Origin of the sequence: Collinsella sp. AF11-11 (assembly GCF_003465485.1) — a bacterium.
GTDB lineage: Bacteria > Actinomycetota > Coriobacteriia > Coriobacteriales > Coriobacteriaceae > Collinsella.
In genome coordinates, this window is sequence record NZ_QSAS01000010.1 from 32,135 (window position 1) to 56,180 (window position 24,046).

Consider the following 24,046-nt stretch of genomic DNA (forward strand, 5'->3'; position numbering starts at 1 on the left):
CCCTACATCATCCCGCCTGCTCCCAGCAGCGGGCCCAATATGGACAGAAGCAACGCCGGCAAGATGAGCGTGCCGGTGGGAATCAGCAGCTTGACGGGTGCACGCTCGATCTCGCGCTCGACCGCGGCGCGATGAGCCGCACGGATCTCGCGACTTTGAGCGGCCAGCGTCTCGGCAAGTGGGGCACCCAGGGCGAGCGCCTGCCCCACCGTGATGGCAAAGGTCTCGAGCGCTCGCACGTCCAGGTCGCGCGCGGCGGCCAACAACTCGTCCTCACGCGTGCCCACGCCCACCTGCCACGCCATGCAGGCGCGCTCAAGGCGAAGAGCCAGCACTGACCGGCGGTTGGCGCAGAAAATCTCAAGCGCCGCATCAAACGAAAGACCGGCCGAAAGACCCAAGCGCACAACATCGATCATCTCGGACACTTCGCCGAGCGACACTCGCGCCGGGCCGCCCGCTCCAACCGCGCCCTTCACTCGCGCGGTCAGAGCATCGACCACCGAGCGACCCGCGGCAGCGACCAGCACCGCCTCGCGCTTGCAGGCCCCTGCGATCTTGCGTGCATCCGCCCGATCCAAACCCGTCGCGACAAATACACTCAGGGCGCACAGGCAAGCCGCAACTGCAACCGGGGCGCTCATAGCTCCACCCGCATAATGCGCCGGATAACCACCAGGGCAACGGCGTTGAGGGCAAGACCCAGCACCACAGCGCCCGCGCCGGCAGGCGTCGCAAGACCGCGACGAAAATCTGCCGAAAGCAGCGCCAACACCGCGCACATGCCCGCCGGCATCGCCGCGACCATATGCGCAGACATGCGAGCCTGCGACGTCTTAACATCCAGGCGGCGCTTGAGCTCAATGCGCTCCCCCACCATGCTCGACGCCTCGGACAGTAAGTCGGCAAGCGGAGCGCCGGTGCGCTGAGACACCTTAAGCGCCAAGGTCACAAGCGAAAGACCGGGGGCGTCGATACGCACGAGCAAGTCATCGAGCGCGTCGGTCGCCGAGATGCCGCAATCGATCGCCGCCGCCACCCGCAAAAACTCGTTATGCACTGGCTCTTGCGCATGAGCGCCCACAAAGCGCATGCCCTGGGCCAGCGAATGTCCCGAGGCAAGCGACATGGAAAGTGCGGTAAACGCCTCGGGCATTGCCTCTTCTGCATCGTGTTGCTCGCGCCGGCTCTCAAAGCCATCCCGAGCGGCACCAACGGCAAACGGAGCAACAAGTCCCAAGGCAAATCCGAGGGGCGATAACGACACCATCGTTAGTAAAACGCAGCAGACACCGCTCGATAGCAGCAGAAACGCCAAACATCCCGAAGCATCCTCGATCACGAGGCCAAGGCGATGCGCCGGAGCCAGCGATGCCCACGAACGGGCGATCTTTTTCAGCAGATCGTTTTTCACCAGCTCACGCGGCAGCTTCTCTGCCACCGTCTCGAGCGCCTGACGTGCCAGCTCCGCCGGCGGTACCTGCGGCACACGAGGTTCCGCCCCGCACGCCGTCGCGACAGAAAGCCCTGCCAAGCCCCCTACGACGAGGGGCACAGCGATCTCCATTCGTCCACCTCCTCTTGTGTGAGCGTCCCCGACCGCAGGCCTTCTGCGATAAACGGCGGCTCGCGGTCAAGCGTCCAGGTGCGCTCGGCGGCATCGAACGTCACATAGCGCTCGAGCTCTACGCCGCCCGATGCGGCGCGTCGCACCCCCGAATACGAGGAGACGAAGCGCCTGCCATCGGCGTGGCGCTCGGACATCACGATACCGTCGAGCGCCATGGCAATCTGCTCCTCGATGAGCTCACTCGGCAGGTCGATGCCATAACGTGCAAGCAACGTCAGACGCACCACGGTCTCCTGTTCTGAACCCGCATGAAGTGTGGTGAGCGACCCGTCGTGGCCCGTGTTCATGGCCTGCAACATGTCGCAGCACTCGGCACCGCGCACCTCGCCCACCACGATGCGGTCGGGGCGCATGCGCAGGGCATTAGTTACCAGGTCGCGGATCGTCACCGCGCCTTCACCCTCAATTGAAGCCTCGCGCGCCTCTAGGCGCACCACGTGCGGATGATGCGCAAACTTGAGCTCGGCAGAGTCCTCGATCGTCACGATGCGCTCGCCGGTGGAAATCTCACATGACAACGCGTTGAGCAGGGTGGTCTTACCAGATCCCGTGCCTCCCGCAACCGCCAGGTCCTGTCGCAGCGACACCGCGCACGACAGCAGCTGCGCATACCAAAGCGGCAGCGACCCCAGCCCCACAAGCTCGTCCAGCGAGCAGATACGGTCCGAGAACTTTCGGATGGTGAGAATCGGTCCGTCAATCGCCACAGGCGGAATCACCGCGTTGACGCGATAGCCCGTTTTGAGGCGGGCGTTGACGATGGGGCTGCGCTCGTCGATACGGCGGCCAAGTGGCGAGATGATGCGGTCGATAAGCACACGGATCTGTTCATCATCCTCAAACGCATGCTCGATGGGGTACAAGACGCCGCCGCGTTCAAAGAAAGCCGAGCGGCAGCCGTTGATCATGATCTCGGTAACGGTGTCGTCCTCGATGAGCGGCTGCAACGGCCCCAAGCCCACCACGTCATCCAAAATCTCGTCGATGATGGTTTCGCGCTCGGGCGTCGCGAGATCGGTCGGCTCCTCAACATTGAGCGCCGCCTCCACCGCAGGACGCAATTCCGAGCGGGCAAGTGCCGGGTCGATATAGGCGCTGATACGCGCCACTTCGTCGTAACCCATGCGGTCCATCACGGCGCGCTTGGTGCGTCGTTTCACCGCGCGGCGACGCCCCGCATCTACAGGCGCTGCCGCCGCTGCAGCGCCGGCAGCCTTAATCCTCGTTTGCAGGCTCATCGCTGATCACCCTCGCGCAACCAGGGAAGGCGGATACGCGGGCGTTCGGTACGCGTTGCACGGTCGGCGACCATATCGCCCCAAGGGCCGACGGCGCACCCCAGTTCCACGAGCATCTCGCGCGTGGCCTCGCGCATGCTAGTCGCAAAAGCACTGGTCTGCCCCACCGCCTCGTCAGCGCGTCCAAACGCCATGAGCGCGGCGAGATCCTGCCCGCCATCGGCGATACGAATCTTGGAGCTCAACGCACAGGCAATCTCAAAGCGCATGGCGACGTCCTCGTCTGCCCCGCGCGCACCGAACCGGTTGAACACGGCGCTCATGCGCGTGCGCGGCACACCTACTCGACTTGCCAGTTCGATGACGCGCGACGCCGATGTCGCGGACGACACCGCCGCATCGCCAACGACCAGGCAACGGTCGCTCGCCGCCACCGCAGCCGCCACGGCGTCGCCCCAAAAGACCGAGGTATCGATAAAGACCACGTCGGATTCGCGACGCAGAACATCAAGCAGTAGCTCCACCGGACGCGCCATGAGCTCAGCTTGCTCGGGCGCCGCGACGGGACCCCAGAGCGTAACGCCCGGCGCCACGCGCATCGATGTGGCTACGATATCCGGCTCGGTGAGCGTGCCCGCCGCCGACGGCTCGATAAGTGCCGCCATATCGCGCGGAGCATCGACGCCTAACAAGTCGTAAAGGTTTCCAAACATCAGGTCCAGGTCGAGCACGGCGGCACGCAAGCCCAACAGCGACGATGTGTGTGCCATGGTGGCAACGATCGTCGACTTGCCGCAACCGCCCGAACCCGAAATAGCGCAGATGACCGGAGCTCGATGCGGCGGAGCGGCAGCGTCTGCCGGCGGCATCGGAGGCGGCGGGGCGGGCGTCGGTGGCAGCGCCCCCGTCTCCCCCGCCGCAACCACACGCTGCGTCCAAGCCGGCATGGCAGCTTGTTCGGTCTGCGAGGCAGGCTCGTTCTGCGCAATCTGCTCATGCTGCATTAGCGACAACTCGCCGCACCCGGCAAAGCCCTCAACTTCGTCGAGTTCATCCACCAGATTCACGCCGTGCACGTATCCCATATCTACAGCCGGGGAGTCGCCAGCATGCTGCGCCGGCCCTCCAGCGTCATCGCATACAAGGGGGTTCCGGGGGCGCCGACCATGCTCGGCTTCCGCTTTTCCATAATCATCAACACGCGGGCCTCTTGTAGCGCGAGGCGCCCCGGGTTCCCTATCAACAAAAGCATCGGGCTCAATCGTCATGCGCCGATCGGAATCAACCGCTCCCTCGCCCGCGCGCCCGTTGCCGCATATACTGTGTGCAGCGATGACCTCGGTCGCCCCCGCGCGAAACAGCCCCTCGATATCCGACGGATCGAGCGCTTCTATCAACACGACCACGCGACTCACGCGGCCTTCGGCCGTCAGGCGCGCAACAGTCTTGCGCACATCTTTGGTATCAAACAGAGACGCCGCGATGATGGCAGCCCCGCGGCGCGACGGAAACGCCCGCGCCATGGAAACCAGCCCGTCCAGGTCACCCACGCGAAGCACCTGTGCACCCGCATCACGGCCCTCGACTTCCCGCTGCAACAGCCCGTAATCGCCGCACGCGCAGCACGCAAGCCAGATCGCCTTCATCACTCGTCGCCTCCGCTCTTTTTGCCGCGCGCCGTGGCGGGAATCGTCAAGCTGACCGTTCCCTTGCCCGAGGCTCCCAGCAGTTCCTTGACGTCTTCGGGGTCAGCCGCCAGCGTCACCCATTCGATCTTGCCCTCGCGCGTGGCACCGGAATCCTCACTGGTATCGATCACGTGCGCGCCGCACAGCCGATCGGTCACGCCGTCCTTTTGCACGTACACGTCCACGTAGCTGCCCACGCCCGTGGCACCGCCGACCGAGTGCTCGGCATCGACCGCCACCGAAACGGCAACCTTGCCCTTAGGCACCTCGAGCTTGCGGCTCTCGGCCTTGGTGTAGACATTGCAGATCACGGCGTTTTTGGGAATACGCGAAGTCGTCACGTCGCCGCGCACCTGGCGCAGCTCGGTCGCCGCGTCACGCGGCAGCAGACTCGTCAGCCATTCCTGGGTTATGACATTGGTCTCATCGAGGGTCTCACCCACATCGATATCGCGCGCCGCGACGCATACCTCGACGCGATCGCCACCGTACTTGGCCAAGGTCTCAGCCTGGACCTGTTCGGCTTGCGAGCGGATCGACGAGCCGTAAACCATGCAGAGCAGAGCAGCGAGCACGCCCGCGACCAGACTGATGGCGATGCGCTTGCTCTTGTTCACGGCCGCTCCTCTCATGGCAGTGCCGGGCGAATGCCCGTACCACCATTGTCTGGGCGGCCAGAGTGCAAAGCGGCGCAATCGCAATCTTGGTTTTCGATGTCAAACCAATCGCTGACCAAAAGCTGACCAGCCCGTCAAGCTCGTGGCAAGGTTTTGGTCAGCACGTCAGCAAACTGCATGTTTCGAGGCTTTTCCGCAGCAAAAAAGCCGTCTCCCGAACAGTTGGGAGACGGCTGTCATAGGAAAAATCAATTACAGATGGACATCGGGATCGAGCATTTGAGCGCTCACGCGCATGGATGACGCCAGATTTTGGAAAGTTTCCAGACGCAGGCTGTCGATCTGCCCGGCGTCCTCGGCCTCGCGAACGGCGCAACCCGGTTCGTGGGTATGCGTGCAGTCGCCAAACCGGCACGCACGCGATGCCTCGACAATCTCGGGGAAGGCGCGTGCCAGACCCCGCTCGTGACCCACGAGCGGCAAACTGCGCAGACCCGGGGCATCGGCGATCACGCCGGCGTCGCCCGGCAGCGCCACCATCACGCGCGCGACGGTAGTGTGACGGCCCTGGTCGTCGCGTTCGCGCACACCGCCGGTCGCCAACGTATCGTGGCCCAGCAGTGCATTGAGCAGCGTCGACTTGCCGGCACCCGACTCGCCCAGAATCATGGCGCAGCTCCCGGCAGGCACGCAGGCACGGACCTCGTCCAGACCGCGGCCCTCGGCAGAAGACGTCAAGATCACGCACACGTCCGGACCCACCAGACGGCGCACGCGGTCCAGATCGCGCTCGAGCTCCCCGGCATCGCAGCGGTCAGCCTTGGTGAGCACCACCACCGGCTCGGCATCGCAGTCGAGCGCCAACACCAGCGAGCGCGCCACACGGTCGAGCAGCACCTCGCCGGCACCGAGCGCCTGCACGATTAGCACGCTATCCACGTTGGAGCAGAGCACCTGGCGCTCTCCGCGGGCACGGCCGCGCCAACGCTCAAAGCTCGTACGGCGCGGCAGTACGCATTCAATCACGCCCATATCGTGCCCGGGAGCGCGGCGCACCGCCACACGATCGCCCACGGCAGGCAGCAGGACCTCGTCCCCACCGCGCGACTTGGCAAATCCCACGGCATGCTCGGCGCGGAAGGTATCGTCGGCAGTCGCCACCAGCGGAAACCCACGATCCAAGCGCACCACGGCGCCAAGCTGCATCTGCTCGGGCTCCTCGGCATGTGCGCAGAAATCATCAAAGGCAGCCTGCTGAGCTTCATCGACCGGCAGGTCATCGAACGCCGGAACGTCCTGCAGCGCGTCGAGTCCCGGCACGCTCGCCAGCAGCTCCTCGGCAGACGCGGGAGCCTCGGTCGCGAGCTTCCGACGACGATCGCGCTTAGCCCGCGCCCCCGTCGTCTTTTTCTTCGCTTTAGCCTTAGCCTTGCCCACAAGCGCCTCCCAGCACCATAAATCAAAACTGAGCAGGTATTTTCCCACAAAAAAGAGTCGGCCGAGCAAATGCTCGACCGACTCACACACTTTCCCTCAGCCTTTATCATCCACACGGGAGAAAAGTCAGCAACGTCACCGCAGGGCCCGCCCGCCGAGAGGGGTTTCCAAAGGGCACATCCCGCAGCCGCAACGCGGCGAGGACGTACCCGTGGAAACCCCGCAGGCGGGCGGGCCCGGACAGGTACGTTACTCTTTCTCCACCGCGCGCATGATCGCCTTGTAGATCTCCATCAGCGGGATGATCAGGAAGGCCAGGCCCAGGGCAGCAACAACGCCCTTGAGCTCAAGCGTCACGGGGCCAAAGAACATCTCGGCAAGCGTCGGCTGCACGGTTACGATCACCGTCAGCACCAGCGCCAGCGCGGCGGAAGCCCACAGCCACTTGTTTTGCTTCTTCATGGTGAACAGCGACGCACGACGGCTGCGCATATTGAAGCAGTGGAAAATTTCGACCATGTTGAGCGTGATGAACGCCATCATCACGCCTTCCTCGTCGGCATTGCCGGCGATCATATCGGCGATGTGGATGTAGCCCATGTCAAAGTACACGCCCACAAAGAAGCTCGCCAGCACCAGCGCGGTGATGATTAGGCCCTGGACCACGCAGTCCAGACCCATATGTCCGGCAAAGACACCGTCCTTGGCGTTGCGTGGCTTACGCTTCATGATGTCGCCCTCGGCATCCTCCATGCCCAGCGCGAGCGCGGGGAAGCAGTCAGTGACCAGGTTCACCCACAGCAGCTGCACCGGCTGGAAGATGGTAAAGCCGATGAGCGTGGCGGTAAACACCGAGAACACCTCGGCAAGGTTGGCCGAAAGCAGGAACTGGATGACCTTGCGGATGTTGTCGTAGATGCGACGACCCTCTTCGCAGGCGCCGATGATGGTAGCGAAGTTGTCATCGGCAAGTACCATGTCGGCGACGTTCTTGGTGACATCGGTACCGGTGATGCCCATGCCCACGCCGATGTCGGCGCGCTTGATGGACGGAGCGTCGTTGACGCCGTCGCCCGTCATGGCCACGATCTGGTCGCGCGACTTCCAAGCCTCGACGATGCGGGTCTTGTGCTCGGGCTGGACGCGGGCGTACACGCCGTAATCCTCGATGTGCGCGTCGAGCTCCTCGTCGCTCATGCGATCGAGGTCGGCACCGGTGATGGCCTGGCTGCGATCGGCGACGATGCCCAGCTGCTTGGCGATGGCCACGGCGGTGTCGATGTGGTCGCCCGTGATCATGACGGTGCGGATACCGGCGTCGTGCGCCTCGCGGATGGCGTCGGCGACCTCGGGGCGGACCGGGTCAATCATGCCGGACAGGCCGCAGAAGACCAGGTCGTGCTCGAGCGCGGCGGGGCTGCAGTCGGCCGGGACCTCGGTGTAGGTGCGGCTTGCCAGCGCCAGCACGCGCAGGGCCTCGTCGGCCATGGCCTTGTTGGCGGCCACGAGCTCGGCACGACGCCCCTCGGTCAGGGGGACAACCTTATCGCCCTCGTAGATATGGGTACACAGGCCGATCACCACGTCGGGCGCGCCCTTGGTGTACTGCTCGTACTCGCCGTCAAGGGTCTCGACGACCACGGACATCATCTTGCGGCCGGAGTCGAACGGGGCCTCGCCCACACGCGGGTGCTCGGCGGTCAGGCCAGTAAGACCAGCCTTGCCGGCATCGTTGACGAGCGCGCACTCGGTCGGCTCGCCCACGGCCTCGCCCAGCTCCTCGTCCCACTGAGCATCGGAGCACAGCGCCATACCTGCCAGGAACTTCTCCTTAGGCGCAGCGAGCTCGTGCTTGACGACGGTCATCTTGTTCTGGGTGAGGGTACCGGTCTTGTCGGAGCAGATGGTCTGTGTGCAGCCAAGGGTCTCGACGGCGGAAAGCTTACGGATAATCGCTTGGCGCTTGGCCATTTTGGTCACGCCGAGCGAAAGCACGATAGTCACGACGGCAACCAGGCCCTCGGGGATGGCGGCGACGGCAAGCGAGACAGCGACCATAAAGGTGTCGAGCAGCGCGGTCGGATCGGTGAGAACGTTGCCCACGCCGTGGCGGATGATGTCGACGCCAAAAATGACGACGCAAATGACGATAACCATGATGGTGAGGATGCGGCTGAGCTCGGCAAGCTTCACCTGCAGCGGCGTGAGCTCTTCCTTGGCCTCGGCCAGGGCGCCGGCGATCTTACCCATCTCGGTGTTCATGCCGGTGCCGACCACGACGGCGCGGCCGCGGCCGTATACCACGGTGGAACCCATGTAGCACATGTTCTTGCGGTCGCCGAGCGGCACGTCGTCGGTACCGGCGGCGAGCTCGATCACGTTGGCATGCTTCTCGACGGGCACGGACTCGCCGGTAAGGGCGGCCTCCTCGATCTTCATCGTGGCGCTCTCGAGCACGCGGCAGTCGGCCGGGACGGAGTCGCCCGCCTCGAGCATGATCACGTCACCGGGCACGAGCTCGGCGCTCGGCAGGTGCACGAGCTTGCCGTCGCGTAGCACCTTGGACTGCGCCGCACTCATCTCCTGCAGGGCCTCGAGGGCCTCCTCGCTCTTGGCTTCCTGGACCACGCCCAGCACCGAGTTGACGATAACGACGAACATGATGATGGCAACATCGGCAAAGTCGGGCTCGCCCTTGACCATGCCCGTGAGCGCACTGATGACGGCGGCAACGATCAGCATGATGACCATAGGGTCAGCCATCTGTTCAAAGAAACGCTTCCACAGCGGCGTCTTCTCAGCTTCCTCGAGCTTGTTAGGGCCTGTCTTGGCGAGGCGCGAAGACGCCTCGTCGTTGCTCAGGCCGAGGTTCTCATCGACACCTTGGTCGCTGAGCACCTCCGCCGCGGCGGACAGGTATTCCTTTTGCATATAGAGTCCCCTCCTGGGATTCGGGCCACTCAGCAGATTGATGCCCGATCATAATTCCCAGGAGAAGGGCAAGGGCTCATCAAGGCTGCCGTGCTGAGCGGCAGTTGATAGTGGGGCTATGGTACCCCAAAGCGACGCGTCTAGCCAAAACAATCGGTTTGGAAATATGGTCCGCACGCAACGGTGCAGACCGTGTGATGCTCAACATTGGTAAAACGTTTTTTCTTCGGCACATCGCCAAACTGACATATCGCCCAGATAGCAGCGGTTGGAGTGGTTGGTAAAGATTTTTCATATACCGTTTTTCCCGCAAAAAATGAACTTCCATTTCGGCATACGGTCGATTTTTTGGGGTATTCGGTCGGCATTTCGTTATAATCATCTCGGTTTTATTTCTTATGGTTTATCTATCAGCGCAAGACGATGTCAGATGGAGGTCTGAATGTACAAGCGCACTAAGATTGTATGCACCATGGGTCCCGCCTGCGATAGCGACGAGACCATCCGCGAGATGATCAAGGCGGGCATGAACGTCGCCCGTTTTAACTTCTCGCACGGCTCCTACGACGAGCACCACGGTCGCATCGAGCGCGTCCGCCGTATTTCCAAGGAGCTCGGTCTGCCTGTCGGCATCCTGCTCGACACCAAGGGCCCCGAGGTCCGCACCGGCCTTCTGGTCGACGGCAAGAAGGTTGCCGTCAAGACCGGCGATAAGATCGTCGTCACCGCTCAGCCCACGTCCGAGGATTTCCACGGCACCGCTGAGCACATCTCCCTCGACTACCTGGCTCTGCCCTCCGAGGTCGAGAAGGGCTCCCTCATCCTGATCGATGACGGCCTGGTTGCCCTCGAGGTCGAGTCCGTCAGTGGCCAGGACATGACCTGCGTCGTTAAGAACGACGGCCTGATCGGCGAGCGCAAGGGCGTCAACATGCCCAACGTCAACATCTCGCTGCCCGCCATCACCGAGCGCGATCGTCAGGACATCCTCTTTGGCCTGACCGAGAACATCGACTACATCGCCGCTTCCTTCATCCGTGACGGCGAGTCCGTCCGCGGCATCCGCGAGCTTTGCCGCGAGAACGGCGGCGAGCACGTGACGATCTTCCCGAAGATCGAGTGCGCCTTGGGCGTCGAGAACTTCGACGAGATTCTCGAGGCTTCTGACGGCATCATGGTCGCCCGTGGCGACCTGGGCATCGAGATCAAGCCCGAGCTCGTTCCGCACATCCAGAAGGAGATCATCGCCAAGTGCAACGCGGCCTACAAGCCCGTCATCACCGCTACGCAGATGCTCGACTCCATGCAGCAGAACCCGCGCCCGACGCGCGCCGAGGTTGCCGACGTTGCTAACGCCATTTATGACGGCACCGACGCCGTCATGCTGTCCGGCGAGTCCGCTGCCGGTAAGTACCCGGTCGAGGCCGTTAAGATGCAGGCCAGCATTGCTCTCGAGACCGAGAAGTACCTCCCGGCCCACGCTCCGCTCGAGGTTCCGGCCGATGCTCACGGCACCCGCGTTGTCAACAACGTTGTGGGTATGTCCGCTGTGAACATGGCTACCACCGTTGGCGCCAAGTGCATCACCGTGCCGACGACCACCGGTCGTACCGCTCGCCTGATCTCGCACTTCCGTCCCAACATGCCGATCTGCGCGTTCTCCCGCCACGAGTGGGCCGTCCAGCAGATGATCATGTACTGGGGCGTTATCCCGCACCAGGCCGAGATTACCCAGGGCACCGTCAACGGCACGATCGTCAAGGCGATCGAGACCGCTAAGGAGCTCGGCTACGTCGAGGCTGGCGATTTGACCGTCGCTACCGCCGGCGATCCCCGCATGAGCGTCCAGCTCGAGGACAAGGTCTCCTCGACCAACGTCGCTTACGTCGCTCAGGTGCGTTAAGTCGTACTTGCAAGCATGTTTGCATTGCAAAGGGCCCGGAAGGCTTCGCCTTTCGGGCCCTTTTTCTGTGTCAATGCCGGCACACGGCAAAACACGCACCCATTTCTTTACCAAAAGCGCGAAATCCACCTTTCGAGGCCCAAAAATAAAGTCCCAAGCGCTAAAAGTGTTCGCCCGATGGCGAAACCACACCTTACCCGACGCTGCTAAATCGTTTTAGCAAGAGCCAGATCGACCGCGTTTTCGGAAGTATGCGGCAAATTCTGAGACCTCCGAGCACACCCCGTTTTTTCGCAACAAAATGCCTGATAAACTGGCCTCAAAAGCCAGGTCTGCTCACAGGGTTCAGATTTTGCCGCATACTTCCGAATTGACGCTGGCATCGCACGGTCCAAAAGCACATTTCGACCAGGAGGATATCATGGACCTGACGCTATGCGGTCAATCCGCTTTTTACTATCACTGTATCCCGCCGCAGGTATTAGGGCTTTACCCCGCCATTAGCCTTGGCAATATGGATCGCAGATGTTGCGGCCTCGGAAGTCATGCAGTTGTAAAAGACCTACTTCACGCACCGCTTCACAGGTTTGTATTCACTCGAGCACAATCCGGGTCGCGAAGCCTGTTTAAATCGCACCTCCTGACCCAAGAGCCGCCTCCCGGGTCGTTTAGGCAAACTGAACATGGATTTGATGTCACGTCGCCCGAGTTTACGCTGCTCAGCCTTGCTACGCAGGTCTCACGCAACCAGTTACTCATGGCTTGCCACGAGATGTGCGGCTCCTTTGCAGTGTTTAAGCCCTGCGAGCGAACGCAACAACAACTCGATGAAGCCATTTCGCTTAAGCTCATTCCACCCAACTGCGGTTGGGAGCGTGTTGTCGACACCAAGGGCAATGACACCAATTTGTGGAAGCGCCCGCCGCTCCTCAGCGCGGCGGATATCGCCGCGTTCGCCAAGCAGGCTGCAGGCCTGCGCGGCGTTAAACAACTGCGCTGGGCGGCCGAGCACATGACGGGGCAGACCGCCTCGCCCTTCGAAGTACAGACCTCCATACTTGTCTCGCTCCCCCGCAACGAGGGCGGCATGGGTATCAACATCGCAAACAACGTGCGCATCCCACTCAGCGACGCCGCGCGCTCACTGTATGACAAAACCTGCTGCTACGCCGATATCCTCATCGAGAGCAACACCGACAGCATGGGCGTCATCCTGGAATGCCAAGGCCGCTCCGCCCACGATGGCGAAGCCGCAAGTCTCTCCGATGCCGAGCGCACCACCGCCCTCACAAGCATGGGCTATGACGTTATCCAGATAACCTATGAGCAAATCAAAGACACGAAGAGCTTTAACAACATCGCCGAACTCATCCATAAAAAGGCAGGGCTCCCCTACATCCCAAAGACCGATCAGGAACGCACCACCGAAGATGCCCTGCGGCGGGAGCTATTGGTCGATTGGGATGAGCTGTTCGCCGTCAAGCCGGCCGGCTAGCAGCTAGCGATCAGGGGGACTGCGGGAACGTCAGAAGAGGCAACGCGAGTCGCAAAGCCCACCTCGGTCAGCTCGATGACCTCGGTAAACGTTGCATCGAAAAACTCCTCAGTTAGCAGGCGATACGGCGGATGATCGGGCTCGCCGGGGTTTTCGCGTACAATCTCGTGCATGACGCCGATGGTCTTGAGCACATACTCCTTATGGATGGGATACTGCCCAAAACGCGTCGCAGCGGTATACAGGCGATCGGTCGCACGCGGGATGGAAACAATGCCCAGCGTCTTGCCAAACCAGTCAAAGTCGCCTTGCTTTTTAATGCGGAACTCCTCGCACGGCTTGCCGCCGTGTGCTTCCAGATACTGGTTCACACGCGTGTTCCATACCGTGTCGGCCACCAGATGCGACCAGACGCCCAGCGTTAAATCGAGCAGTGACTGCGCCACATCTTCGGACGCAAGCGAGAACTCACAGGCGCTGGGACCGGCAACCGGCTCGGCATCCTTGTAGCGCTGGGGATAATGCACCCGATTGAGTCGCTCGCGCTCCTCGGCGATCGAGGTCGCGGCAGCCGGCGTACCAACAGGCGCCCCTTTGAGCAGCGGCGCCACATAGGTATCCCAGAACTCGTGCTCGCGCGGCTTAGGGATAGGCTCGGGCTTTGCAAAGTGCGTAATGCGGTACGGGATGGGATCGGCGATGCCAGGGACCATATAGCCCACGAAGATATCCGGAACCACGCAGCCAAACAAAAAGGCATTGCGGTCGCGCACGCTATTGGCAAGCGCACCGGTGCGCTCCAGCAAACGCTCCGTCTGAGCGATATGAATGTTCCAGCTTGGCATAGCCACCCCCATAAAAACCTGGATAACTATACCATCACGGCAAAGCCGCGCGGGCGGCTACGCACGCTCTACGCAGCAACTAGTCCGTAGCACCGCTTTCGGTCCCATACGACGGCGAAGGCGCCTCGACCACATGGTGATATCGATCGATATAGATTGCACGGGCACCCAGGCGTCGCACCAAATCCTGGTGATGTGTGCTCATCAAGACCGTCTTGCCCGCCGCGACGTAAGCCAGCAAGAAGTTAACCACGATGTCGCATGAATCCTCGTCGAGCCCATTGGTAGGCTCGTCGAGAACCAGGATATCCGGGTTCATCGACACCACCGCAGCCAGCGCAACGCGCTTCTTTTGCCCGCCCGAGAGCTGATAGGGCGAGGCATCGACCAGATCGGCAACCTGGAACAGCTTCATGGCATCGCGGACGCGGCGCTCGAGCTCGTCTGTCGGCAGCCCCATTTGAGCCGGGCCAAACGCGACTTCCTCGCCCACCGTAGCGCAAAAGAGCTGCGCATCGGCGTTTTGGAACACAAAGCCCACGCGCTGATGGAACCGCTGGGCCGTCGCGGAATCCTTGAGATATGCCGAATCGACCGTATGCCCGTCGAACAGGTACGCACCCGCGTCCGCAAGCTCAAGGCCGTTAATAAGACGCATGGTTGTCGTCTTGCCGCAGCCGTTGGGACCTAGCAGGGCAACGAGCTCCCCACGGTTCACCTGCAGCGAAACGCCGTCGACCACCGTATGGCCCGCATAGGAAAACGCCACGTCGCGAAACTCGATGAGCGGCGTGGTCTCAACGCCGGCAGCACCGCTCGCAACCATCGCGTTATTCGTATCGTTTGCCAAAACGTTGCCCTTCCCTACTCACATCGACGGTTCGACCGTCCGCACTACAACACCGCGCACAACACGGCGAACAACGCCACAACGGCCGCATAAACCGCATCGCGCCAGCCAAAGCCGCTCAGTGCAGGCGCCGGATACACGCCGGCGAAGCCGCGGCACAGCATGGCCTCGTCCATCGCGCGGCTGCATTCCATCGCCTTGATAAACGTCATGCCCATGATACCCGCCAGCGAGTCGGTGCGCGAAAAACCCGCAGGCGCGGAACCGACGCTACGCAGCATGACCGATTCGCACAGATCGTGCGCTGTGCGTCCCAGCACCTCAATATGCTTGAGCGCCATATCAAACGTAAAGATGACCTCGTCGGGCAGGTGCAGCATTTTGAGCGCCGCCGACATGCGGCTCCAGGTAAGCGTCCACGAAACACCCAGCACCAGCGACACATTAATGAACGTCTTGAGCGCGATCTTGAGCATGGCGCCCGCGGCAGACGCGCCCAGCAGCAGGGCAGGCAGTGCCAGAACCACCGCAAGCCCCGTGGCGCCGAGCGCCGGTACAAAGGTCGCACGCAGCCCGCGAGCGGGGCGCACCGCGACCAACACCAGCGCGATAGCCGCCATCAGCATCAGGTACAGCGGGCTCTGCGTCAGACACACGCACAGGACGCAGACGAACATCCCCACCAGGCGCACCGGAGCCGAAACGCAAGAAAGGGCGCGGTCGACCATCGACCCGCCCTCGTGCGCGCCTCCACCCAGGCGAACCCGCTCAAGCAGGCTCGCCAGGTGCAGGACGTTCTTTTGCATCACACGATGCCGAGCCCCCGCGGGCTCGTAACGCTGCTCGACCGCAAGCCAGCTAGGCAGCTCGGCTATTGCCATGAGCACCGCTTTCCTTGACCGTCAGCGAGATCAGACGGAATGCGATGGTGAGCACCGCCACGCCAATCACGCCCGAAAGGATATACATGGTAGCCTGGCCGGCAAAGCCAAGGCCTTGCTCCTCGGAATAGGCCTGCAGATAATCGCCCGTGGGCAGGGCATCGGCAAAGGTCGGGGTATCGAGACCGACCGAAGCCTGCAGGCTGTCATCGCCAGCCTCTTGAACGGCGGTCGCGGCGCCCTCGGCGTCCCACTCACCCCAGGCGTCACCCGTGGCCAGCAGGCCCAGCGGTGTTGCTACGACAAGCACGGCAACCAGGATGAGCGTGGGGACCAGCGAGGTCTTCTTGGCGGCAACGCCCTCGGCAGCAAGTTGGCCATCGACGGCCTCGGGCCCGACAATGATGCTCGGCGCCGTCTTCTTAATGAAACCGTAGATCGCGGCCGTCGCCACGCCCTCGATCACGCCGGCAACCAGCATATGCGGGATCAACATGGCCGGAATAGCCACGGACAGCGGGAAGGGGCAGTACAGCGGCGCGCCCGAAGCATTGGTAAAGAGCATCGGCTGAATACCAAACTCGATTGCCGCGCACAGGGCCGCCAGGCACAGGCCGACCCAGCCGCTTACGATGGCAGAAACTGAGGTGCCCCAGCTCTTGTCGTGCAGACGGCTGTTGAGCGCACGGAACACGATAGCAGCGACAAACGACAGCACAAAGGCCATGTTAAAGCAGTTGGCGCCAAACGACAGAACGCCGCCGTCTCCAAACAGCAGCGCCTGCAGCGCCAGCGCGACCGAGACAGCGATAGCCGCAGCCTCGGGGCCCAGCAGCAACGCGATGAGCGCGCCGCCAACAGCGTGACCAGTGGTGCCACCGGGCAGCGGCACGTTGAACATCATGAGCAAGAAGGAGAACGCGGCGCAAATGCCCAAGAACGCCATATGCTCGCGATCGAGCGTGGCGCGCACCTTTTTGATGCAGTGGACCCATACGGGCACCATCGCCACCGCCATGACGGCATCGGTCTGCGGGGACAGGTAGTTGTCTGGAATGTGCATATACGCCTCCCGGTTGTCGGCGCACAGAATTGCAACGCCGCTTGAATCACCTTGCCAGTGTTACGCATTGCCAGATTCGTAACACGCCGCGGGCTATCATAGCAAAACGGCGCGCTGCCGACAAAGCAGCACGCCGTTATGTAATGCGTGTGTCATATATGCAGGCTCAGCGATGCCTTTTCCGAACACCGCGGTCACGCAGAGCCCACAGCAACCGCCATCAGGCCCTACGCTCCCAGCGCAAGTCCTAGCCGCGGACCTCGCCGTTCACACCCTTGCACACCTTGGTGACGATCTTCTGGTGCGCCTTCTCGACCTCTTCGCTGGTGAGCGTGTGGTCGTCGGAGCGATACGTAAGCGCGAAGGCCATGGACTTCTTGCCCGCACCGATGCGGATGGGATCGCGGTAGACGTCGAACAGGCGCACGCCCTCGAGCAGCTTGCCTCCGGCACTCGTAATACGACGCTCAAGATCCTCGCAGGTCACAGTGTTGTCGACCACGATAGCGAGGTCGTGCTCAACGGCCGGGTACTGCGAGAACTCACGGTAGTTCTCCTGGTTGCGGGCGCCCTTGATCAGCTTGTCCAGATCGAGCTCAAAGGCAACGACGACCTCGTCAATGCCCATAGCCTCGCGTGCCTCGGGGTGGATCTCGCCAACCCAGCCCAGCACGGTACCGCCCGAGAGCACCTCGGCCGCACGACCCGGCTGCAAGAAAGCGTAGCCCTCGCCCTCGACAGGACGGAAGCGAACCTTCTCGATGCGCAGCTGGGCGAGCAGCTCCTCGACAATGCCCTTGCCAAAGAAGAAGCGTAGCTTGCGGTACTTCATGTTCCAGGACTGCTCGCTCCACTGGCCCGAGAGCACGGCCGCCACGGACTTGGTCTCCTTGGGCAGGCTGGCGTTCTCACGGCCGTGGAACAGGCTGCCGACCTCGTACAGGTGCACGTTGGGCGTGCCGTGGGCCTCGTTATAGGCCACGGACTGCAGCAGGCCCGGCAGCAGCGAACGACGCATCTCGGTCTGCTCGGCTACCAGCGGGTTCACGAGCACCACGGGGCAACCGCGGCCCTCGGTGGACATGCCGATCTTCTCCAGGTCGCCCGGGGCGGCAAAGCCAAAAGTCGTGGTCTCGTTGAGGCCGCAGGCGCGCAGGATCTCGCCGACCTTGCGGGTGAGCTTCTGCTCGCGGGTCAGGCCGCCGATGTGGTTCTTGGCAGCCGGGATGGTCGCCGTCACGCGGCCCATGCCCCACAGACGCAGGACCTCCTCGATCAGATCGATCTCGCGCGGCAGGTCGGGGCGGAAGCTCGGCGGAGTGACCATAAAGTCCTCGCCGTCGCGCTCGACGGTGCAGCCCAGACGGGTGAGCGAACGCTCGATAAAGTCGGGCTCGATGTCGGCACCGCAGATGGCGTGCACGCGGGCCAAGCGCAGCTTAATGCTGTCGATGGTCTTGGGCGCGGGAAAAACGTCGACATAGCCGGGAGCAACCTCGCCGCCGGCAATCTCCTCGATGAGTGCGCACGTGACGTTGGCGACGTCCACGCAGCCGGTCTCGTCGACCTGGCGCTCAAAGCGAATGGAAGCATCGGAGATCAGCGACAGGTCGCGGCTGGTATGCGAGGTGCGACCGGCGTTAAAGCAGGCGCTCTCGACCATCACGTCGACGGTGTCGTCCTCGATCTCGGAATCCATGCCGCCCATAACGCCGGCCAGCGCCACGGGGCGCTCGCCGTCGGTGATGAGGCCCATTCCGGCGTCGAGCGTGCGCTCCTCGCCATCGAGCGTCGTGAACTTCTCATCCTGCTGGGCGGCGCGAACCACCACGCGGCGCCTGCCATCGCGCTCGGCAAAGGTGTCCAGGTCAAAGGCGTGCAGCGGCTGACCGGTGAGCATCATCACGTAGTTGGTGATGTCGACGATGTTGTTGTGCGGACGCACGCCCAGGGCGTTAAGGCGCTTGACCATCCAGTCGGGCGACGGGCCGACCTTCACGTTGCGCACGATGCGGACGACATAGCGGTCGCACAGGCCCTCGTCGGCAATCTCGACGGAAAGCTCGTCGTCGGTCGCGCGGCCAGTCTCCGCCTTGATGGCGGGCAGCTCAACGTGGAAATCGCGATCGAAAATGGCGCCGGTCTCGCGGGCCATGCCGATCATGGACAGGCAGTCGGGGCGGTTGGGCGTGATCTCGCAGTCGAGCACAGTATCACTCGAGCCCACATACTCGGCAAACGGCATGCCGCAGGGCGTATCCTCGGGCAGGATCATAATGCCAGAGTGGTCGCCGCCCAGGCCGAGCTCGCGTGCGGAGCAGTTCATGCCCATGGACACGACGCCGCGAAGCTTGCTCTTCTTGATCTTGACGTCGCCGGGCAGAACTGCGCCGATCATGGCCGTGACGATGTGGTCGCCGGCCTCGAAGTTCTGCGCGCCGCAGACGATCTGCAGCGGAGCGGGGTTGCCATCAGCGTCGAGGTTCTTGTCGCCCACGTCGACCGAGCACACATACATGTGGTCGCTATCGGGGTGCGGGGTCTTGGTGAGTACCTTGGCAGTCACCACGTGGTCGAAGGACTCGCCCACGGTGTCGATCGCCTCGACCTCGGTGCCGGTACGGATATATTCGTCCGAAAGAGTCTTGGGATCCTCCGGAATATCGATCATGGTCTTGAGCCAGTCGTAAGAAACGCGCATCTAACTGGTCTCCTTTCATCTGTAACGCCTGCAATAAACAGTCGGAAAACTCCAGCTACGGAGACGGGTTTCCGAGGTGCCGCAGATTGCCTTGAAAGAGGAGGGCCGCGTACTTAGGTACGCAACCGACGATTGAAAGGCAAGGTGCGGTGGCTCGGGAAGCCGCCGGGACAGGTCGACTTAAAATTGGTTCAGGAAGCGCATATCGCCCGTCATGAGCGTTCTGAGGTCCGGCAGGTCGTAGCGCAGGGCCGCGACGCGCTCGGCGCCAATACCAAAGGCGAAGCCGGTGTACTTCTCGGGATCGATGCCACAGTTGATCAGGACGTTGGGGTCGACCATGCCGCAGCCCAGGATCTCGATCCAGCCGCTGTGCTTGCAGAAGTTGCAGCCCTTGCCGCCGCACACGTGGCAGCTCACGTCCACCTCGCAGCTGGGCTCGGTGAAGGGGAAGAAGTGCGGGCGGTAACGCGTCTTGCGATCCTCGCCAAACATGCACTTAACAAAGTAGTCGAGCGTGCCCTTCAGGTCGCCAAAGGTGATACCCTCGTCGACGACCAGGCCCTCGATCTGGTTGAACTGCGGCAGGTGGCAGGCGTCGGCCGTGTCGGGACGGTAGACGGTGCCCGGGCAGATCATGTAGATGGGCGGCTTCTGCGACTCCATAGTGTGGATCTGCACGCCCGAAGTCTGGGTGCGCAGCAGCACGTCGGACTCGCCGTGGGCGTGAGCCTCGGGGTGCGCGACGCTGCCGGGGTTGTTGTCGACCACGTAGAAGGTATCGCGGGCCGAGCGGCTCGGGTGATCCATGGGGGCGTTGAGCGCGGTGAAGTTGTAGTAGGAGGTGTCGACCATGGGGCCGGACTCGACGGTGTAGCCGATGCCGCAGAAGATGTCCTCGGCCTCCTCGATAATCTGCTTGATCAGGTGCTGGTGGCCGATCTGCGGACGGATGCCCGGCAGCGTGATGTCGACGGCGTCGTGCTCCAGTGCGCGCTTGAGGGCGGCGGCCTTCATCTCGGTGTTGCGCTCGTCGAGCATGCCCTCAATCAGCTGGCGCATCTCGTTGGCTCGCTTGCCCATCACGGGACGATCCTCGGGGGCGAGCTTGCCCATCATGCGCATCAGGCCGGTGATGCGGCCCTTGCGGCCGAGCAGCTCAACGCGCGCAGCCTCGAGCTTGGCTGCGTCGTCGGCGCCTGCGACGAGCTCCTTGGCCTCTTCCTCGAGTTTGACCAGATCATCAATCAGACTCATGTCTTCCCTTTCGTCTCTCGCGCATCCGCGCTCCGGGACGGCTGACGCCGCCCGATGCTGCGGATGCGCGGCCCGGTTCGGTAACAAAAAACCGTCCTCGGGCATGTGCATTGCCCAAGGACGGTTGAATTCCGCGGTACCACCTTGTTTGACCCAGCGGATGTCTGGCCCGCCGTGCCCACTCTGCACCCCTTATCGCGAGGCTCACGGCTTCCCTACTGGGGCTTCGCCGCCGCTAGCCGCGCGCCCGTTGAGGTCGCTGCTCGGGAGTGAACGCTTGGCCCTTGCCACCGCAGGAAGGCTTGCAGCCCATGACCTTCCCTCTCTTGCCGGCGACGCGGCGGGCAAAACCCTCTCCGTCAACGCATTGGGCTATAGGATAACACATTCTGCGAGCATATCGCCGCGTTCCGTTTTGTTCGCACTGGGTACAAGGTAGGTAGCTGTGCAAACTGGCCGTACGCCCACCCGTGGCGTCCGGTCTGCGAGATCAAGGATATAGGTATGGGAAAGAACAAGGATAAGATGGCCAAGCCCGCAGCGGATAAGACGCCCAAAGGCATGAAGGTCGATAAGGCTGTCAAAAAATTCCGTAAGCTCGAGGGCAAGCTGTGGACTCGCGAGTACCTGCTCAAGATTGCCGAGTTTGACGGCGCGACCATTGCTCCCGCCAACGGCGCCGCGGCCCGCGCCGATGCTATGGGCACCCTTGCTGGCGAGCATCACAAGCTGCTGACCAGCAAAAAGTCTGTCGAACTTGTGCGCTCGCTGGCACGAGAGACCGTCGCGGGCGGCAAGATCGACGACCCGCAGCTGCTCAACGAGATTCGCGTACTCGGCCGCGACCAGCGCGAGGCAAGCGTCATCCCCACCGAGGAAGCCGAGGCCTGGACCAGGCTCACCTGCGAGGCCGACGCCGTGTGGCACAAGGCCAAGACGGCCAATGACTGGGCGAGCTTTGAGCCCTATGTGGATAGAATCGTCGCCCAACTTAAGCATCAGGCCGAGCTCATGGACCCCAAGCGCGACCCATACGATGTTTGGCTCGACCAGTACGAGCGCGGCCTTTCCGCCAAGAGCTTCGACGCGTTTTGCGATGAGGTCAAGGCGACGGTCGTGCCGCTCGTGCACGCCATCGGCGAGCGCGGCCAGCAGCCGGCTGCCGACTTTTTGCACGCCCACGTGCCAGAGGCCGCCCAGCGTGCCATGAGCTTCGACCTTATGAAGCTTGTCGGCCTGGACCTGGACGACACCACGCTTGCCTTTACCGAGCATCCGTTTAGCGAGGGCTTTGCCGTGGGTGATGCGCGCATCGCGACGCACATCTACGAGGACGACTGCATCTCCAACGTCTACAGCATCATCCACGAGGCGGGGCACACCATGTACGAGCTGGGCGTGAACCCCGCTTACGCGCGCACCTGTCTTGAGGGAGGAACCTCCATGGGCATCCACGAGAGCCAGAGCCGCTTTTTCGAGAACACCGTGGGCCGCAGCCGCGCCTTTATGGGCCCGCTGCTTGAGGTGCTGCGCCGTCACGCGCCCGAGGTCTATGGCAGCGTGGACGAGGATACGCTCTACCATGCTGTGAACATCGCACAGCCGTCGCTGATCCGCACCGAGGCAGACGAGCTCACCTATCCGCTGCACATTATGGCGCGCTACGAGATTGAGCGCATGCTGTTTGCCGGCGAGGCCACGGCCAAGGATATCCCCGCGCTTTGGAATCGCTTTATGGACGAGTACCTGGGCGTTTCCGTTCCCGACGACACGCGCGGCTGCCTGCAGGATACGCACTGGAGCGGCGGCTCGTTTGGCTACTTCCCCACGTATGCGCTGGGCAGCACCTACGATGCCATGTTTGTGCCGGCCATGTGCCGCGACGGCGTGGACCTTAACGGTGCCTGCGCGAGCGGCGACCTAGCGCCCGTCCGCGCCTGGCTGGGCGAGCACATTTGGCAGTGGGGCCGCGCCAAGGACGCGCCGGAGCTCATCAAGGGCGCCTGCGGCATGGACTTTGATGCCCGCTACTACTGCAGCTACCTGCAGGACAAGTTCACCACCCTGTACGAGCTGTAAAGCCCTACCAGCACGTTAACGCAAAGGGGGCGCCGCAGGATCTATCCCGCGGCGCCCCTTTTTCACCTAGTCGTTTAAGAACGTCCCCAATGGCTGCCTTACAGAGCTTCCAAAGCACTTGCGATGCGCTTCATGGCGGCGTCGGCGGCGGCTTGGTCGGGGGCTTCGGCCAAAACGCGGATCACCGACTCGGTTCCACTCTTGCGTACGAGCACGCGGCCCTCGCCTGCCAGCGCAGCCTCGGCCTCGGCGATGGCGTTCTGCACGCCCATGTTCTCGAGCGCGGCGTCCTTGTCCGCCACGCGCACGGCCACCTGCGCCTGCGGCAGCAGCTTGCACGGAGCCGTGAGCTGCGAGAGCGTCTCGCGCTCGGCACGAATCACTTCCATCACGCGCAGCGAGGTCATAATCCCGTCGCCCGTGCGCTCGATATCGCCAAAGATCGTATGGCCCGTCTGCTCGCCGCCTAGGCTGTAACCGCCCTCGCGCATCTTGGCATACACGTGACGGTCGCCCACACCGCTGGTCACGGCACTTAGGCCGGCAAGCTCCAACGACTTGATCAGGCCAAAGTTGCTGGCAATCGTCGGAACCACGGTACCGCCCGAAAGGCGACCGTGCTTGTTCAGGTACACGCCGCACACGTACAGGATCTGGTCGCCATCGACCACGCGCCCGCGCTCGTCCACGGCCAGGCAGCGGTCGGCATCGCCGTCATAGGCAAAGCCCACGTCCAGGCCCTGCTCCACCACGTGGCGCTGCAGACGCTCCATATGCGTGGAGCCGCAGTCGACGTTGATGTTAAAACCATCGGGCGCGGCATTGATCACGCGCACGTCGGCGCCCAGCGCGTCGAACACCGGCTTGGCCACCGAGGACGCCGAGCCGTTGGCGCAGTCGATGCCGATCTTGACGCCCTGCAGCGAAAAGTTCGCGCTGGCGATGAGCGAGGCAATGTAGCGGTTGCGGCCCTGCATGTAGTCCACCGTGGCGCCGATGTGGTTGCCCGTGGCCAGCGGCACCTCGCTCTTGCCATCGACGTAGTCCTCGATGAGCTCCAGTACGTCCTCGTCCATCTTAAAACCGTCGCTATTGACGAGCTTAATGCCGTTATCGCAAAACGGGTTGTGGCTCGCGCTGATCATGATGCCGCAATCGAAGCAGCCTTCCACGGTCTGATGCGCTACGCCCGGCGTGGGGATCACGTGCAGCATATAGGCGTCCGCACCGCTCGCGACCAAGCCACTCACCAGCGCCGCCTCGAACATATAGCTCGAGCGACGGGTGTCCTTGCCCACGATGACGCGCGCCTTGCGCTCGCGGTTGGCGCCGTAATACCAGCCCACAAAACGGCCAATCTTATAAGCGTGCTCTACCGTCAGCCCAACGTTGGCCTCACCGCGAAAGCCGTCGGTGCCAAAGTACTTCATA

The 24,046-nt window shown here is 62.7% G+C and carries 18 protein-coding genes; 3 read left to right on the forward strand and 15 right to left on the reverse strand.

What is annotated here, in order from left to right:
- Positions 1-2 precede the first annotated feature (2 nt).
- From DWV58_RS07115 to DWV58_RS09870, 8 genes are all read right to left on the reverse strand, one after another.
- Positions 3-644 carry a type II secretion system F family protein gene (locus DWV58_RS07115; RefSeq protein ID WP_055250542.1) on the reverse strand — a complete coding sequence of 214 codons (642 nt, stop codon included), beginning with the start codon at positions 642-644 and terminating at the stop codon, positions 3-5.
- A complete protein-coding gene (locus tag DWV58_RS07120; RefSeq protein ID WP_117776651.1) occupies positions 641-1,567 on the reverse strand; it encodes a type II secretion system F family protein in 927 nt (308 codons plus the stop codon). Before DWV58_RS07120 ends, DWV58_RS07115 begins: the two co-directional genes overlap by 4 nt.
- The gene (locus tag DWV58_RS07125) at positions 1,540-2,868 is read right to left on the reverse strand and encodes a CpaF family protein (protein WP_006235095.1); all 1,329 of its coding nucleotides are present in this window, start codon (positions 2,866-2,868) and stop codon (positions 1,540-1,542) included. The genes DWV58_RS07120 and DWV58_RS07125 overlap by 28 nt, the downstream gene beginning before the upstream one ends.
- The gene (locus DWV58_RS07130) at positions 2,865-4,514 is read right to left on the reverse strand and encodes a P-loop NTPase (RefSeq protein ID WP_117776652.1); all 1,650 of its coding nucleotides are present in this window, start codon (positions 4,512-4,514) and stop codon (positions 2,865-2,867) included. Before DWV58_RS07130 ends, DWV58_RS07125 begins: the two co-directional genes overlap by 4 nt.
- A complete protein-coding gene (gene cpaB, locus DWV58_RS07135) occupies positions 4,514-5,173 on the reverse strand; it encodes a Flp pilus assembly protein CpaB (protein WP_233503148.1) in 660 nt (219 codons plus the stop codon). The genes DWV58_RS07130 and cpaB overlap by 1 nt, the downstream gene beginning before the upstream one ends.
- Positions 5,174-5,425: 252 nt before the next feature.
- Positions 5,426-6,379 carry a ribosome small subunit-dependent GTPase A gene (gene rsgA / locus DWV58_RS07140; protein ID WP_199411487.1) on the reverse strand — a complete coding sequence of 318 codons (954 nt, stop codon included), beginning with the start codon at positions 6,377-6,379 and terminating at the stop codon, positions 5,426-5,428.
- A 480-nt stretch (positions 6,380-6,859) separates the two neighbouring features.
- Positions 6,860-9,541 (reverse strand): cation-translocating P-type ATPase, encoded by a 2,682-nt coding sequence (locus DWV58_RS07145; protein WP_117776653.1) that lies wholly within the window; start codon positions 9,539-9,541, stop codon positions 6,860-6,862.
- Between the two features lie 140 nt (positions 9,542-9,681).
- On the reverse strand, positions 9,682-9,909 hold the full coding sequence (locus DWV58_RS09870; RefSeq protein WP_147344707.1) for a hypothetical protein: 228 nt from the start codon (positions 9,907-9,909) through the stop codon (positions 9,682-9,684).
- A gap of 74 nt (positions 9,910-9,983) precedes the next feature.
- Here DWV58_RS09870 and pyk point away from each other — a divergent pair, with 74 nt between their 5' ends.
- On the forward strand, positions 9,984-11,444 hold the full coding sequence (gene pyk, locus DWV58_RS07150) for a pyruvate kinase (protein ID WP_117634311.1): 1,461 nt from the start codon (positions 9,984-9,986) through the stop codon (positions 11,442-11,444).
- A 421-nt stretch (positions 11,445-11,865) separates the two neighbouring features.
- A complete protein-coding gene (locus tag DWV58_RS07155) occupies positions 11,866-12,939 on the forward strand; it encodes a hypothetical protein (protein ID WP_147345868.1) in 1,074 nt (357 codons plus the stop codon).
- Here the strand turns inward: DWV58_RS07155 and DWV58_RS07160 are convergent.
- The 6 genes from DWV58_RS07160 to pheS all read right to left on the reverse strand — a co-directional run bounded on the left by DWV58_RS07160 (position 12,936) and on the right by pheS (position 20,536).
- Positions 12,936-13,784 carry a hypothetical protein gene (locus DWV58_RS07160; RefSeq protein WP_117776655.1) on the reverse strand — a complete coding sequence of 283 codons (849 nt, stop codon included), beginning with the start codon at positions 13,782-13,784 and terminating at the stop codon, positions 12,936-12,938. The two genes, DWV58_RS07155 and DWV58_RS07160, sit on opposite strands and share 4 nt — an antisense overlap.
- A gap of 79 nt (positions 13,785-13,863) precedes the next feature.
- Positions 13,864-14,634 (reverse strand): energy-coupling factor ABC transporter ATP-binding protein, encoded by a 771-nt coding sequence (locus DWV58_RS07165; RefSeq protein ID WP_147345869.1) that lies wholly within the window; start codon positions 14,632-14,634, stop codon positions 13,864-13,866.
- A 44-nt stretch (positions 14,635-14,678) separates the two neighbouring features.
- Positions 14,679-15,515: an energy-coupling factor transporter transmembrane protein EcfT gene (locus DWV58_RS07170; protein WP_117637396.1), complete on the reverse strand. Its 837-nt coding sequence runs from the start codon at positions 15,513-15,515 to the stop codon at positions 14,679-14,681.
- Positions 15,493-16,578 carry a cobalt transporter CbiM gene (cbiM, locus tag DWV58_RS07175; protein ID WP_117776657.1) on the reverse strand — a complete coding sequence of 362 codons (1,086 nt, stop codon included), beginning with the start codon at positions 16,576-16,578 and terminating at the stop codon, positions 15,493-15,495. The genes DWV58_RS07170 and cbiM overlap by 23 nt, the downstream gene beginning before the upstream one ends.
- 247 nt (positions 16,579-16,825) lie before the next feature.
- Positions 16,826-19,279 carry a phenylalanine--tRNA ligase subunit beta gene (gene pheT / locus DWV58_RS07180; RefSeq protein ID WP_117776658.1) on the reverse strand — a complete coding sequence of 818 codons (2,454 nt, stop codon included), beginning with the start codon at positions 19,277-19,279 and terminating at the stop codon, positions 16,826-16,828.
- 180 nt (positions 19,280-19,459) lie between these two features.
- A complete protein-coding gene (gene pheS, locus DWV58_RS07185; protein ID WP_055250566.1) occupies positions 19,460-20,536 on the reverse strand; it encodes a phenylalanine--tRNA ligase subunit alpha in 1,077 nt (358 codons plus the stop codon).
- Between the two features lie 504 nt (positions 20,537-21,040).
- Here pheS and DWV58_RS07190 point away from each other — a divergent pair.
- Positions 21,041-22,615, forward strand: a complete 1,575-nt coding sequence (locus tag DWV58_RS07190) for a carboxypeptidase M32 (RefSeq protein WP_117776659.1) — start codon at positions 21,041-21,043, stop codon at positions 22,613-22,615.
- Between the two features lie 98 nt (positions 22,616-22,713).
- On the opposite strand, the gene glmM is transcribed toward DWV58_RS07190, so the two are convergent.
- Positions 22,714-24,045: a phosphoglucosamine mutase gene (gene glmM, locus DWV58_RS07195; RefSeq protein WP_117776660.1), complete on the reverse strand. Its 1,332-nt coding sequence runs from the start codon at positions 24,043-24,045 to the stop codon at positions 22,714-22,716.
- Position 24,046 lies beyond the last annotated feature (1 nt).

Bases quoted from the DNA above. Each gene is read 5' to 3' on its own strand.
- DWV58_RS07130 (WP_117776652.1), bottom strand. From the start codon at position 4,514: ATGAAGGCGATCTGGCTTGCGTGCTGCGCGTGCGGCGATTACGGGCTG.
- pheS (WP_055250566.1), bottom strand. From the start codon at position 20,536: ATGAGTCTGATTGATGATCTGGTCAAACTCGAGGAAGAGGCCAAGGAG.
- glmM (WP_117776660.1), bottom strand. From the start codon at position 24,045: ATGAAGTACTTTGGCACCGACGGCTTTCGCGGTGAGGCCAACGTTGGG.
- DWV58_RS07125 (WP_006235095.1), bottom strand. From the start codon at position 2,868: ATGAGCCTGCAAACGAGGATTAAGGCTGCCGGCGCTGCAGCGGCGGCA.
- pheT (WP_117776658.1), bottom strand. From the start codon at position 19,279: ATGCGCGTTTCTTACGACTGGCTCAAGACCATGATCGATATTCCGGAG.
- rsgA (WP_199411487.1), bottom strand. From the start codon at position 6,379: ATGCAGCTTGGCGCCGTGGTGCGCTTGGATCGTGGGTTTCCGCTGGTG.
- cbiM (WP_117776657.1), bottom strand. From the start codon at position 16,578: ATGCACATTCCAGACAACTACCTGTCCCCGCAGACCGATGCCGTCATG.
- DWV58_RS09870 (WP_147344707.1), bottom strand. From the start codon at position 9,909: ATGCCGACCGAATACCCCAAAAAATCGACCGTATGCCGAAATGGAAGT.
- DWV58_RS07155 (WP_147345868.1), top strand. From the start codon at position 11,866: ATGGACCTGACGCTATGCGGTCAATCCGCTTTTTACTATCACTGTATC.
- pyk (WP_117634311.1), top strand. From the start codon at position 9,984: ATGTACAAGCGCACTAAGATTGTATGCACCATGGGTCCCGCCTGCGAT.
- DWV58_RS07170 (WP_117637396.1), bottom strand. From the start codon at position 15,515: ATGGCAATAGCCGAGCTGCCTAGCTGGCTTGCGGTCGAGCAGCGTTAC.
- DWV58_RS07145 (WP_117776653.1), bottom strand. From the start codon at position 9,541: ATGCAAAAGGAATACCTGTCCGCCGCGGCGGAGGTGCTCAGCGACCAA.
- DWV58_RS07190 (WP_117776659.1), top strand. From the start codon at position 21,041: ATGGGAAAGAACAAGGATAAGATGGCCAAGCCCGCAGCGGATAAGACG.
- DWV58_RS07120 (WP_117776651.1), bottom strand. From the start codon at position 1,567: ATGGAGATCGCTGTGCCCCTCGTCGTAGGGGGCTTGGCAGGGCTTTCT.
- DWV58_RS07115 (WP_055250542.1), bottom strand. From the start codon at position 644: ATGAGCGCCCCGGTTGCAGTTGCGGCTTGCCTGTGCGCCCTGAGTGTA.
- DWV58_RS07160 (WP_117776655.1), bottom strand. From the start codon at position 13,784: ATGCCAAGCTGGAACATTCATATCGCTCAGACGGAGCGTTTGCTGGAG.